The organism is Bacillus sp. PK3-037 (assembly GCF_054161355.1).
The window spans coordinates 336,907-349,820 of record NZ_CP096408.1 but is presented as its reverse complement, the minus strand read 5'-3'; the positions used below and the strand labels follow the sequence as shown (position 1 = coordinate 349,820).

Below are 12,914 nucleotides of genomic sequence, written 5' to 3'. Positions count from 1 at the left end.
TGAGATATAAAACATTGATGGAGGTTCAACACATGTCTATGCATAAAGCACTCACCATTGCCGGCTCAGATTCCAGCGGCGGCGCGGGAATTCAAGCAGATTTAAAAACATTTCAAGAAAAAAACGTATACGGGATGACCGCCTTAACGGTGATTGTCGCGATGGACCCAAACAACAGCTGGGACCATCAAGTCTTTCCGATCGATCCTGACACGATTCGCGCCCAGCTCGCAACGATTGTAGACGGCATCGGTGTGGACGCCATGAAAACAGGAATGCTGCCAACCGTTGACATTATTGAGCTTGCGGCGAAAACGATCAAGGAAAAACAACTGCAAAACGTCGTGATTGATCCGGTTATGGTTTGCAAAGGGGCAAATGAGGTCCTTTATCCAGAGCACGCGCAAGCCCTGCGTGAACAATTGGCACCGCTCGCTACCGTGATTACACCAAATCTGTTCGAAGCCAGCCAGCTCAGCGGCATGGGCGAATTAAAAACGATTGAAGACATGAAAGAAGCGGCGAAAAAAATCAACGCCCTCGGTGCTCAGTATGTTGTGATTACAGGCGGAGGCAAGCTGAAGCACGAAAAAGCTGTAGACGTTCTGTATGACGGAGAAACAGCGGAAGTCCTTGAAAGTGATATGATTGATACGCCTTATACACATGGCGCCGGCTGTACGTTCTCCGCAGCGGTAACAGCAGAACTCGCGAAAGGCGCGGAAGTCAAAGAAGCGATTTACGCGGCGAAAGCATTTATTACTGCTGCGATTAAAGAGTCCTTCCCGCTGAATCAGTATGTCGGACCTACGAAGCATTCTGCATTGCGCCTGAATAAACAATCATAAGCGTAACAGGCTGCCTTATAAAGAGGCAGCCTGTTTTTATGTTCAAACTTACATATTGGGACGTTCTGTCGCATTCCATTTCACATCTTCGTAACCGTCCGCCTCAAAAATGTCTATATCACAAGAGTCTTCGTGCGTTTCACCTGCCGCTTCCATACTTGAAAGTAGTCCTCTTTTACAACAGAAAAAACTGCCGATCACATCGGCAGCCTGTTTATTTGGTTTTTAAATTGTTCGCAGATGACCTCAAAAATGTTTCTATCGACTGAACAAAAAGCGCATATTCCTTCATTTGTTCATATGCCCGTGAAAGGGTTTCTGCCGCTTCACTATGCGGCGATGTTCCCCGTAGCATTTTTTTCAGCTGAAGAAGCACATCCTTATATTCTTCCCGCTTATCCTCAACATGATCCGCAGCCTGTTCTAAACATTCCGGTGTTATCTTCTGTTCATGTATATTCAAGAAAACAACTCCTTTTACAGAAAAAAATAGTAGGTTATCGTTGAAGAATAGCACAGATGGCACAGATTTCACATAAGAAAATAGGAGGATTTTCTACATAAGTGTCCAAATTCCGACCTTCATTTCAGATTTTCCATTTGACCTCGCTGTCACTTCATCATTTCCCGGGAAAGGAAAATATCTCGCACTGAATACCTCTTCCCCATGATTGATAAAGACTTCCACAGATGACGCGTCGATAAACATGTGCACTGTGTGCAGATTGCTGATGCGGCAATGTCTCGCTTCTGTTCTTGTACCGTCAAAGCTTGTGCGCGTTAGCGTGATAAGCCCTTCTTCCTTCTGGAAAGAGAATGTGGCAGTGGCGCGGATATCGATTTCAAAACCAGACTCCGTATTAATGTCTTCAATCAAAATCTCAGCTCTTTCAGGATTTTCAACTGGCAGCGTACCAGACGATCCATACATGTTGATTTGAACTTCCTGCCCATTTTTCCGCATCGCTTTCAGCTCAGGAAGCGGCTGCTGAATCAGCTTCTCCCCTGATAGCGTCAGCTGTCTCGGCAGCGTCATGCAGTGAATCCAGTGATAATCTTTCGTCGGATGATCCTTCTCATCCTGATCAGGTACAGCCATCCACGCAAACAGTATCCGGCGTCCCTGATCGTCTTCAAGTGTTTGCGGCGCGTAAAAATCAAAGCCTTGATCAATCTCCGTAAACGCAGCATGCATCAGCCCCGTTTTTTCATAATCAAGCCGGCCTACAAAATATCCAGATTGATACACATTTTGATAATGGTAGCCGTCAGCTTCAAGTCCTTGGGGCGAGACAATCAGCACTTCGGAGCCTTGAAGAGAAAACAGGTCAGGACACTCCCACATATACCCGAAACCGTTCAGTCCGTTCAGTCCGTTGAGCCCGGCACCTGTTATCGGGCCAAGAAACGCCCATTCTGTCAGGTTATCGGAAGTAAACAAAACAGCTTGGCCTTTCAAGTTCTCCGTTTGTGCACCGATCACCATATACCATTTTCCTTCATGCTCCCACACCTTCGGATCGCGAAAATGAGCTGTATAGCCTTCAGGAAGGCGGGCGACAACCCCTTTTTTCTCAAAGGTCAGCCCATCATCCGATACAGCAAGGCACTGATACGTTTCCCGATTCCCATCCTGATCCCTGACATTTCCTGTGTAAAACAGATAGAGCCGGTCATCTTTGACAACAGCGCTGCCCGAGTAGCAGCCGTTTTTATCAAACCAATCACTCGGAGCCAGCGCAATCTCTTCCCGCTTCCAATTCACAAAATCGCCTGTCGTATAATGCCCCCAAAACTTTGCGCCGTGCTCCGTCTGAAACGGCTGCCACTGAAAAAACAAATGATAGACTCCTTTCCAATACACAACGCCATTTGGATCATTCAGCAAACCAACCGGAGGCATGATGTGAAAGTGCTGGCGGTGCGGATCGCTGTCAGCGATATGTTCTTTTTTCTCAACTTCTTCATAAGCCCGGCGACGCAGCTCCTGATCATATGCCGTCATTTTTTTCTCTCCTCATCTTCGTTAATTTTCATGACAAACGCCGCAATGAATGCTGATACTGCTGCAATAACCATTCCAATCATATAGTTTACTAGATTTCCAAAGCCAAACGGTGCTGCAATGGCGATCATCGGAATGCCTGTTAACCCGTAAGCGTTTGCAGCAACATGTGTAAATACGACATACGCGCCGCCCAACGCGCCCCCGATCATCGCGGCGATAAACGGCTTCCGGTATCGAAGGTTCACCCCGAAAATGACGGGCTCAGTAATACCAAGAAAAGCAGAAAATGCCGCCGGAAGAGCGATTTCCTTCGTTTTTGCCTTTTTCGCTAAAAAGAAGACGGCAAGGCCTGCCCCGCCTTGGGCGACATTCGCCATAGACCAAATCGGCAATAAATAGTTCCTGCCAAGATCTGAAATAAGCCCCGCCTCAATCGCATGGAAGCTGTGATGAACACCTGTCAGGACGATCAGTGAATAGGTGCCGCCGAAAAGAAGGCCTGCGACAAAACCGGCATGATCGTACACATATGTTAAAGCAACAGTAATACCGGAGCCAAGCGCTCTTCCTAGAGGACCGATGGCAATAAATGCGACAAAACCGGTGACAATGACAGTAACAAAAGGCGTAACAAGCAAATCGACCGCATGCGGAACCACTTTTCTTGTCCATTTCTCTACCTTGCTCATGACATAAACAGCCAGCAGAACAGGGATGACGGTTCCCTGATAACCGAGAAGCGCGATATCAAACCCGAAAAGATGCATATAATCAGGTGACGCTTCCGCCAGACCCCATGGATTCAACAGAGTGGGGTGTATCATGATTCCCCCGATGACCGCTCCTAAATACGGATTGCTTCCAAACTCTTTTGAAGCGCTGACCCCGATCAAAATCGGCAGAAAGATAAATGCCGCGCTTGAAAACATATCGAGGAGCTGCAGCAGCGCAGAGTCCTTACTCATCCAATGAAAGGCATTGATCATTCCCAATAACCCCATTAACAGACCGCTGGCTACGATGGCTGGAATGATTGGAACAAAAATATTCGAAAGCGTTTTCGCAAATCTCGCCGCAGGGTTCAGTTTCTCTTTAGCAGCATCCTGGTGATTCACATGTTCTTCACGCTCTACATCGGCTTCCTTAGAAAAAGCGTCATACACTTTATTGACAAGGCCTGTTCCAAAAATAATCTGGTATTGGCCTGAACTGCTGAAAGCGCCTTTGACGCCTTCAAGCTCTTCCACTTGTGATTGGTCAATCTTTGATTCATCCCTGATCACTAAACGCAGTCTTGTCGCACAATGAGCCGCGCTGATGATGTTTTCTTTTCCTCCGAGAAGCTCGATGAGGCGTTTTGCAGTCTCTTTGTAATCCATCTGTTTTTCCCCCTTTATTTAAACAAAAAAGACCTAAAATTCGCCAACGAAGAAAGGACACAGCGATCCTTTTTCATTTACGCAAATTTTAGGTCTTGCCTGCTTTACCAGTCACAATCCCGCTTATTCGAATGAAGAATACGCTTTCATCATAATTGATGACAGCGTTTTCGTCAACTGTTTTTTTAGATAAAAAGTGATGTAAAACATTTAGACAAAAAGTCGTAAATATTAATTGTGAAACATTTCACAATATCATGCTATACTATGCTCATCTCTCAAAGAAAGCAGGAAAAGACAATGGAAACTCAAGCACTGCAAAAGGTTGAACAGTATGCTTTAAGAAAACAAAACATATTCGTTTCAAGCAAAATCAGTTATTTGCTCAGATCCATTTTGGCCAGCATGTTTATCGGTTTTGGCATTACAGCCGCAAGCAAAACAGGCAGCTATTTCTCTATTGCCGACTCACCGTTTGCCTTTCCGGCTGCAGCTGTGACATTCGGAGCTGCTATTGTATTAATTGCCTACGGTGGCGGGGATTTATTCACCGGCAACACCTTTTATTTCACTTATACCGCACTCCGGAAAAAAATCCGCTGGCGCGACACCCTGTACCTGTGGGTTTTCAGCTATACCGGCAATTTGATCGGAGCTGTTTTGTTTGCGATTCTTATCAGCGCCACCGGGCTTTTCGAGGGGGCATCCCATTCCTTTTTGATTCATCTGGCAGAGCACAAGATGGAGCCGCCTGCCTCAGAGCTGTTTTTCCGAGGAATGCTGTGCAATTGGCTTGTATGTCTCGCTTTTTTCATTCCGATGTCCCTCAAAGGAGAAGGGGCAAAGCTGTTTGCCATGATGCTTTTCGTTTTCTGCTTTTTTATTTCCGGTTTTGAGCACAGCATTGCCAATATGTGCACATTTGCGATCTCACTTTTGATCGATCATCCTGATACAGTCACACTGGCGGGAGCAGTGAGAAACTTAATTCCTGTTACACTCGGCAATCTGGCCGCAGGAATTGTGATGATGGGCTGGATGTATCACACGCTGAATGCCGATCAATAAAAAAACTTCCAGAGATCACTCCCTGCAAGTCAAAGCGGTTATTCCGAGAGATCTTGAAGACGCTGGACATGCAGCGTGATATAGCCGGCCTCGGACTCCGGCAAATGTAATTGATATTCATTTTTCAGAAACTCCGCCAGCTCCAGCGCACATTGATAGGCAAATGAATACTTTTTTTGGATGAAATAAAGCATCTCTTCGTCCATGACATGAAACGCTTCATTTGATTCCAACCGGCTGACCGCGTATCGCAAATGCGTGACAAGGCGTTGATAGGAAATGCTGTTTTCATCCACCTTTCGATTAAAATAGTTTTCTATTTTCTCTATCATTTCTTTGATCATCGTCGTATGCTTCAGCGCTGAATACATACTCTCTGCATCCATCTTTGCCGTATGGATGTGAAGGGCAATATAACCCGCTTCATCTTCAGGCAGAGACACGCCCAATGTCTCTTTTACATGTCCGATCGCCCACAGGCCGATCTCGTATTCTTTTTTATAGAGCGCCTTTATCTCATGCAATAATTTATTTTGCACAAGCAGCCCATTTTGAATCCTTTCGAGCGCAAAGGACAAATGGTCAGAAAGCGCGATATGAATATGGTCGCTCAGCGGCGCCGCGAGCTCCCCTTCCGCATAGCTGATGATATCCTCAGCTATGTCAATATGCTCCTCAGGCAGTGTTTGCAGGATTTGCTTGAATTTTTCATTCTCGTCGTGCACGACAAAAATCTTTTCTACTTTATTCATAGGGATGAGATCATTTTTCTTTTTTTGAAAAGCGATGCCCGGACCCATGACGATTTTTTCCTGATCATCCTCTTTGATTAAAGCCGCATTGTTGTTTAATACCTTATAGATTTTCAAGAGGCTCTCTCTCCCGCCAATTAGCTTTTATGACTGGGATTTTACCTCCTTTTGACCGCCATGTAAAGATGCGGGCCGGCCCTCTCCTGCTTTGGCGATTCCTTGAAGGCTTGCAGACATCTTCTTTTATAGAGAGCGGCGGCTTTCGCTTCCTGTTTTTCTTCGTCATTCACAGCCATCCGCCATTCATAAAACGAAACCAGTCCTGCGGCTTGCACCGCCGCTTTTCTTTGATATGTACGCTGAGCCGAATAAATAGCGGCAGCCGCATGTTTTCGGTCCGGCGCCACCCAGTTCATCAAAAAGACCATCCACACCCGTAAAGATACAAGCAAACGTTTCATAAAAAAACATCCCTCCGCTTCTTTTTGGCAGGCAGCCTTTTTAGCAGCCCGTTTTTTCAGCCGCAGCTCACAGGAAAAGACGGCCGATTTCTTTTCTCGCAAACTAGCAGCTCTAGCAAAACTCATGACTCTATGATAGACCGTGGAAAGAGAATTCTTTGTCACAATATGAGTGAAAAAACAAACTAGTTTTAAGAAGTTTTGTTGAAAGCTGAAAGAAATGAAATGAAAATTGGAGAACCGCTTTAAAAAGTTTATACACAAGTTATCCCAAAGATAAGAACAACTTAATCACAAGAGATATCCACATGTCCACAAACCTTTTCTATATTTTGTATAGGAACATACATTCCCAACTATATATATACACAGCTTTATTCACTTATACACAGGGTTCTGTGTATAACTCCTTCCTTATACACAACCAAAATCCAATAAATGGTCCAAATGACACAAGGATTTTTTTGAATTTTCAAGAAATATATACTAGATCTTAAACATTTTTGCTAAACACAAAGGGGGAAACACATTGAAAAACGGGAGTATTCGTTTTCTGCTTCTAGGTTTGGTTTTATTCTTTACGTTATCCACAGGCAGTACAGGTGTACAGGCAGCACCGGTTTCTTCAAAAGGATCGGCGGACCTGGAAAAGGCCGAGGTATTCGGTGATATCGACATGACAACAAGCAAACAAACAACGGTGATTGTGGAATTAAAAGAAAAATCCTTAGCAGAGGCGAAAGAAGCGGGAGTAAACCAAACGAAAAGCAAGCTCAAAAACGCCCGCTCAAAAGCAAAAAATAAAGCCGTGAAAGCGGTGAAAAACGGAAAAGTAAAACGAGAATATGAGCAGGTATTCTCCGGATTTTCTATGAAGCTTCCAGCTAATGAAATTCCAAAACTTCTAGCAGTAGATGACGTTAAAGCTGTGTACCCGAACGTCACTTACAAAACAGACAATATCAAGGAGAAAGACATCACCATCTCCGAGGACGCTGTCTCTCCGCAAATGGATGACAGCGCGCCATATATCGGTGCAAACGATGCATGGGATTTAGGCTACACAGGGAAAGGCGTCAAAGTGGCTGTTATTGATACAGGGGTTGAGTACAAACACCCTGATCTGAAGAAAAACTTCGGACAATATAAAGGATACGATTTTGTAGACAATGATTACGATCCGAAAGAAACACCGACAGGCGATCCAAGAGGCGGAGCCACTGACCATGGAACACACGTGGCCGGAACTGTCGCTGCAAACGGTACGATTAAAGGCGTAGCGCCTGATGCAACACTTCTCGCTTACCGCGTTCTCGGACCGGGAGGAAGCGGCACAACAGAAAACGTCATCGCCGGTGTAGAACGTGCTGTTCAGGACGGAGCAGATGTGATGAACCTGTCTCTCGGAAACTCGTTAAACAACCCGGATTGGGCGACGAGCACAGCGCTTGACTGGGCCATGTCAGAAGGCGTTGTCGCCGTTACATCAAATGGCAACAGCGGACCAAACGGCTGGACAGTCGGATCGCCAGGCACATCCAGAGAAGCGATTTCTGTCGGCGCAACGCAGCTTCCGCTCAATGAATACGCCGTCTCATTCGGCTCTTACTCTTCAGCAAAGGTCATGGGCTATGACAAAGAAGAGGACGTCAAGGCGCTTCACAATAAAGAGGTTGAGCTTGTCGACGCTGGCCTCGGCGAAGAAAAGGACTTTGAAGGAAAAGATCTGAAGGGCAAAGTGGCACTTGTCAAACGGGGCAGCATTGCTTTTGTGGATAAAGCGGAAAACGCCAAAAAAGCAGGCGCCATCGGCATGGTTGTGTATAACAACCTCTCTGGAGAAATTGAATCCAATGTGCCAGGGATGTCTGTGCCAACGATTAAGCTTTCATTAGAAGACGGTGAAAAACTCGTCAGTGCCGTGAAAGCAGGCGAGACAAAAGCAACATTCAAGTTGACGGTCTCAAAAGCGCTCGGTGAACAGGTTGCCGATTTCTCATCCCGCGGCCCTGTGATGGACACGTGGATGATTAAGCCGGATATTTCCGCGCCAGGCGTCAATATCGTCAGCACCATTCCGACACATGATCCTGACAATCCATATGGCTACGGGTCAAAACAAGGAACAAGCATGGCATCACCTCATATTGCCGGAGCGGTTGCCGTCATCAAACAAGCTAAACCGAAATGGAGCGTGGAACAGATCAAGGCTGCCATCATGAATACCGCCGTCACCTTAAAGGATGGCGACGGAGAAGTATATCCGCATAACGCTCAAGGCGCGGGCAGCGCAAGAATTATGAACGCGATCAAAGCCGACTCCTTCGTCTCACCAGGAAGCTACTCGTACGGCACATTTTTGAAGGAAAAAGGAACCGAAACGAAAAAAGAAACCTTTACAATTGAAAACCAATCTTCCATTAGAAAATCATACACGCTAGAATACTCATTTAACGGAAGCGGCATTTCCACATCCGGCACAAGCCGTGTTGTGATTCCGGCTCATAAAACCGGAAAAGCCACTGCAAAAGTAAAGGTCGACACAAAGAAAACAAAAGCAGGCACCTATGAAGGAACAGTCATCGTTAGAGAAGGCGGAAAAACCGTCGTCAAGGTTCCTACATTGCTGATCGTAAAAGAGCCGGATTATCCGAGGGTAACGTCTGTCTCAGTTAATGAGGGCTCTGAACAAGGCACCTATGAAATTGAAACCTACCTTCCTGCGGGAGCGGAGGAGCTGGCATTCCTCGTCTATGACAGCAACCTTGACTTTGCAGGCCAAGCAGGTATTTATAAACATCAAGATAAAGGCTATCAGTACTTCGACTGGGACGGCACGATCAATGGGGGCACAAAGCTCCCAGCCGGTGAATATTATATGCTCGCCTATGCAGCGAACAAAGGAAAATCAAGCCAAGTCCTGACCGAAGAGCCGTTTACTGTTGAATAAAAAGCAGCCCTGCCGAGAAACATCGGCGGGGCTTTTTCAGATTAATTCGCAAATGCCTCCTTCAACAAGCGGTATGAATGGAGTTTATCTTCAAAATGATGTGTGATTGTCACCGCCATGATTTCTTCTGCTCCATACGCTTTGCTCAAAGCCAGCAGTTGCTCCTTCACCTGTTCTTTCGTACCGACAATCATTCGGTTTCTGTTATCAGCTATTCGTCTTTGTTCATAAGGAGAGTACGTATTTTGCCGGACAGCTTCATAATCAGGAACGCCTTCTAAAGGAATGCCCTGCTCACCCGCCAACAGAGTAAAATCAAGCACTGCCCCCAGCTGCTCCGCTTTCTCTTCTGTATCCGCACATAGAACAAAAACAGCAACTGCCGCCCGAGGTGTTTCTCCTAACACAGACGGCTTAAATCGTCTCATATATTGTCTGACCGTATCCTCCCCGCCCTCGCCATTGATAAAATGGGCAAACATATAGCCGGCACCCGATTCAGCGGCGAGCAGCGCGCTTTCTCCAGATGAACCGAGCAGCCACACATCAGGCGCAGTTGAAATATGCGGCGCTGCCGTCAGATTCGGAAAACGGTGTTTTTCATCCGCTAAATCATGCAAATACATCGTCAGCTCCTCGATTTGCTGCGGGTACTGATCGGCATTGCGCTTTCCGCCATCATTCAGCGCCCATGATGCAATCGGCATTCCCCCCGGTGCTCTGCCAAGCCCAAGATCAATTCTTCCCGGTGTCAGCCCCTCCAGCACACGGAAATTCTCAGCTACTTTATAAGCGCTGTAATGCGGCAGCATGACGCCGCCTGACCCAACACGGATTCGATCCGTTTTCGCCGCTATATGACTGATCAGCACTTCTGGGCTTGATCCTGCCAGCCGCTTTGAAAAATGGTGTTCAGACACCCAAAATCTCTTATATCCAAGGTCCTCAGCAGCTTGCGCAAGCGCAACGGTTTGCTGTAAGGCTGTTTCTGCACTGCTGCCCTCTGATACTGGAGATTGATCTAATATACTTAATGAAATCATCCCTACCACCTCATCCTCATCGTATCACTGATCCCTTATTTTTTCGCCAAAGCCGCTCATACTGCTTATCAGTGTCTCCCGATCATTCGCCATTTATTTGTGTCAGCTTGTCTCTATTTGTCGGAATATGTTACACGTGAAACATAAAAACCCCTCCGCCAGCGGAGAGGTTTCACATTTAGTTCTGATTAAAGCCTTTTTTCTTCACATATTCATTTAAGTACGTACGCGGTTTCTGCTTCATAAAGTTCAGAATTTGGTCAGACCACGTTTCTACCCGCTGACCGTTTGTTCTTTCTCTATAATAATCAGAAATGGTTTTGTCATATGCACTCATATGTTCACGAAAATCATCGTCATTCACGTTATAGGTATTTTCATGATAGACAGCCTGCTTCGGCAATCTCGGTTTTTTACCGGATAGGTTAGCAGGATGTCCTACAGCCAGGCCAAAAAGCGGAAGCACATGGCCAGGCGTTTGCAGCACCTCTGTCACCTTGTCCAGTTCATTCCGAATGCCGCCGATATAGCAAATGCCAAGCCCCATTGATTCAGCAGCAATGCTCATATTTTGCGCTGCCAGCGCCGCATCAATCAAGCTGACCATAAACATTTCCGTATTCTCGAGTAGCTCAGAAATATTTTCGCCTTTTTCCTCAGCTAGTTTTTGGTGGCGGTACAAGTCCGCACAAAATACGAAAAAGTGCCCGTTATTCTGAACGTAAGGCTGATTTCCGGCGAGTACAGACAGCTCACGTTTTTTCTCAGGATCGGAAACACCGATTATCGAATATGCCTGCACATAGCTGGACGTTGATGCAGCCTGCGCACTTTTCACTAATGTATCAATTTCTTCAGCTGTCAAAAGCTGATCAGTAAAAGACCGAATTGACCGATGATTCAAAATGGTTTCGATTGTGTTATTCATCACAAGAACCTCCTTATCTGTCTTTATCATATCCGAAAAAATGTGAACTCAAAAGCGAAATGCTCTGCAACAAAAAAGACAGCCTCTGTAAAGGCTGTCTGCATTTTATGAATTAAACAAATAACTTCTGTATCTCGTCAACTGAACACTCGCATTATACACAATGCCGAAACCGATTAACGTGGCAAGCGTCGAGCTCCCCCCATAGCTGACAAACAGCAGCGGAATCCCGGTAACAGGCATAATACCGATATTCATTCCGATATTCTGGAATGTGTGGATAACAATTAACGCCGTATAACCTACGCAAAAGAAAGAAGCAAAACGGTTGAATGGATGGATCTTGTCAATCAAAACAACAAGTCTATAGATTAAGAAGAAGAACATGATAACAACAATGGCACAGCCTAAAAATCCGAAGCTTTCTCCTAAAATAGCAAAAATAAAGTCAGTTTGTCCCTCTGGTACATAAACCTTCAAGTTATGAACACCATTTCCGATAATACCGCCTGAGCCGATAGCCATGACGGCCTGATCAACCTGCCAGCCGCTATTTGCATCTTCCTGAGTTGTTCCATTTGAATCAGAAACCCAAGATGTAACCCTGTTAATTTGATACTCTTGAATCCCCACTGACTTAGCGACATCAGGAAAATTAATCATGACTAACAACGCAAGAGAAATAAGTAAGATACCTGAACCGCCAATGATCGCGATCAGCTTCCAGTTTACTCCTGACATAAAGACCATGACAATCACAATGAACATACAGATCCCAGCTGTACCAGCGTCCTGCAGAAGGATAAGTCCGATTGGCACTACTGCAACGCCTGCTATCTTCAACAAAAGATAGACATCATCTCTAAGTGAACGAACTTTTTTAGGATTCGCCTTAGATATAACCGAGGCCACCATCATCATGAGCCCTATCTTCATAAATTCAGAAGGCTGCAACGTAACAGGTCCAAATTGGAACCAGCTCTTTGCACCATTTTTCACAGGGGCGATAGACTCAGGGCTGATTCTTAATATCAACAGCAATAAGATTCCAAATATAAACACATATAAACTAAGTTTTTCTAGCTGCTCTAAATCGAAATAAAGCAGTGCCGTTATTGCAACAATGCCCAATACATAATAGACGATTTGTTTCTTCCAAGCACCGTCTCCATACTGCCCAAACTGACCGGCAGCATAAATTGATACTACGCTTATGATAAAAAACACACCTAATATAAAAATCAAATCCCCCTGATAAAAGGGGCTTTGCTGTTTCTTATATCGACTCATTCTATCCCGCCTTACATTTTCATCGGAAAATCACTAATGTTTATTATACATGAACCACGTTCAAGATGACACGTGAAGCTCGTTTCCTTTTTTGTTTTTTGCGCGCATTTGCGGCGCTTTTTCAGCTACACGAAATATGACGTATCATAAACCGAAATGTTTCGATTGACACAAAACTTTTCAAATG

The 12,914-nt window shown here is 45.4% G+C and carries 11 protein-coding genes; 3 read left to right on the top strand and 8 right to left on the bottom strand.

Going from position 1 to position 12,914, the window contains the following annotated elements; translation table 11 throughout:
* Positions 1-32 precede the first annotated feature (32 nt).
* A complete protein-coding gene (locus M1D69_RS01820; RefSeq protein ID WP_458104759.1) occupies positions 33-848 on the top strand; it encodes a bifunctional hydroxymethylpyrimidine kinase/phosphomethylpyrimidine kinase in 816 nt (271 codons plus the stop codon).
* A gap of 214 nt (positions 849-1,062) precedes the next feature.
* On the opposite strand, the gene M1D69_RS01815 is transcribed toward M1D69_RS01820, so the two are convergent.
* The 3 genes from M1D69_RS01815 to scrA all read right to left on the bottom strand — a co-directional run bounded on the left by M1D69_RS01815 (position 1,063) and on the right by scrA (position 4,235).
* Positions 1,063-1,311, bottom strand: a complete 249-nt coding sequence (locus tag M1D69_RS01815) for a hypothetical protein (RefSeq protein ID WP_044159914.1) — start codon at positions 1,309-1,311, stop codon at positions 1,063-1,065.
* A gap of 93 nt (positions 1,312-1,404) precedes the next feature.
* Positions 1,405-2,853, bottom strand: a complete 1,449-nt coding sequence (gene sacA, locus M1D69_RS01810) for a sucrose-6-phosphate hydrolase (protein ID WP_458104760.1) — start codon at positions 2,851-2,853, stop codon at positions 1,405-1,407.
* Complete coding sequence (gene scrA / locus M1D69_RS01805; RefSeq protein WP_215510027.1) at positions 2,850-4,235, bottom strand: PTS system sucrose transporter subunit IIBC; 1,386 nt, start codon at positions 4,233-4,235, stop codon at positions 2,850-2,852. The genes sacA and scrA overlap by 4 nt, the downstream gene beginning before the upstream one ends.
* Positions 4,236-4,535: 300 nt before the next feature.
* Between scrA and M1D69_RS01800 the strand changes: the two genes are divergently transcribed.
* A complete protein-coding gene (locus tag M1D69_RS01800) occupies positions 4,536-5,303 on the top strand; it encodes a formate/nitrite transporter family protein (protein WP_458104761.1) in 768 nt (255 codons plus the stop codon).
* Positions 5,304-5,341: 38 nt separating this feature from the next.
* On the opposite strand, the gene sacT is transcribed toward M1D69_RS01800, so the two are convergent.
* Together sacT and M1D69_RS01790 are read right to left on the bottom strand one after the other, a co-directional pair.
* On the bottom strand, positions 5,342-6,172 hold the full coding sequence (gene sacT, locus M1D69_RS01795; RefSeq protein WP_458104762.1) for a sac operon transcriptional antiterminator SacT: 831 nt from the start codon (positions 6,170-6,172) through the stop codon (positions 5,342-5,344).
* Positions 6,173-6,213: 41 nt separating this feature from the next.
* On the bottom strand, positions 6,214-6,516 hold the full coding sequence (locus M1D69_RS01790; RefSeq protein WP_458104763.1) for a hypothetical protein: 303 nt from the start codon (positions 6,514-6,516) through the stop codon (positions 6,214-6,216).
* A gap of 529 nt (positions 6,517-7,045) precedes the next feature.
* Here M1D69_RS01790 and M1D69_RS01785 point away from each other — a divergent pair.
* The gene (locus tag M1D69_RS01785) at positions 7,046-9,466 is read left to right on the top strand and encodes a S8 family peptidase (RefSeq protein WP_458104764.1); all 2,421 of its coding nucleotides are present in this window, start codon (positions 7,046-7,048) and stop codon (positions 9,464-9,466) included.
* Between the two features lie 41 nt (positions 9,467-9,507).
* Here M1D69_RS01785 and M1D69_RS01780 read toward each other — a convergent pair whose 3' ends face one another.
* The 3 genes from M1D69_RS01780 to M1D69_RS01770 form a co-directional block, all read right to left on the bottom strand.
* Positions 9,508-10,509, bottom strand: a complete 1,002-nt coding sequence (locus tag M1D69_RS01780) for an LLM class flavin-dependent oxidoreductase (RefSeq protein WP_458104765.1) — start codon at positions 10,507-10,509, stop codon at positions 9,508-9,510.
* Between the two features lie 178 nt (positions 10,510-10,687).
* Entirely contained in the window at positions 10,688-11,437 is a 750-nt protein-coding gene (gene nfsA, locus M1D69_RS01775) for an oxygen-insensitive NADPH nitroreductase (protein WP_458104766.1), read from the bottom strand.
* A 105-nt stretch (positions 11,438-11,542) separates the two neighbouring features.
* Positions 11,543-12,727: an FtsW/RodA/SpoVE family cell cycle protein gene (locus M1D69_RS01770; protein ID WP_059292274.1), complete on the bottom strand. Its 1,185-nt coding sequence runs from the start codon at positions 12,725-12,727 to the stop codon at positions 11,543-11,545.
* Between the last annotated feature and the right edge of the window lie 187 nt (positions 12,728-12,914).

What these genes read in the sequence shown, in the direction of transcription:
- M1D69_RS01800 (WP_458104761.1), top strand. Translation starts at nt 4,536, where the DNA reads ATGGAAACTCAAGCACTGCAAAAGGTTGAACAGTATGCTTTAAGAAAA.
- M1D69_RS01780 (WP_458104765.1), bottom strand. Translation starts at nt 10,509, where the DNA reads ATGATTTCATTAAGTATATTAGATCAATCTCCAGTATCAGAGGGCAGC.
- nfsA (WP_458104766.1), bottom strand. Translation starts at nt 11,437, where the DNA reads ATGAATAACACAATCGAAACCATTTTGAATCATCGGTCAATTCGGTCT.
- M1D69_RS01770 (WP_059292274.1), bottom strand. Translation starts at nt 12,727, where the DNA reads ATGAGTCGATATAAGAAACAGCAAAGCCCCTTTTATCAGGGGGATTTG.
- scrA (WP_215510027.1), bottom strand. Translation starts at nt 4,235, where the DNA reads ATGGATTACAAAGAGACTGCAAAACGCCTCATCGAGCTTCTCGGAGGA.
- M1D69_RS01820 (WP_458104759.1), top strand. Translation starts at nt 33, where the DNA reads ATGTCTATGCATAAAGCACTCACCATTGCCGGCTCAGATTCCAGCGGC.
- sacA (WP_458104760.1), bottom strand. Translation starts at nt 2,853, where the DNA reads ATGACGGCATATGATCAGGAGCTGCGTCGCCGGGCTTATGAAGAAGTT.
- M1D69_RS01790 (WP_458104763.1), bottom strand. Translation starts at nt 6,516, where the DNA reads ATGAAACGTTTGCTTGTATCTTTACGGGTGTGGATGGTCTTTTTGATG.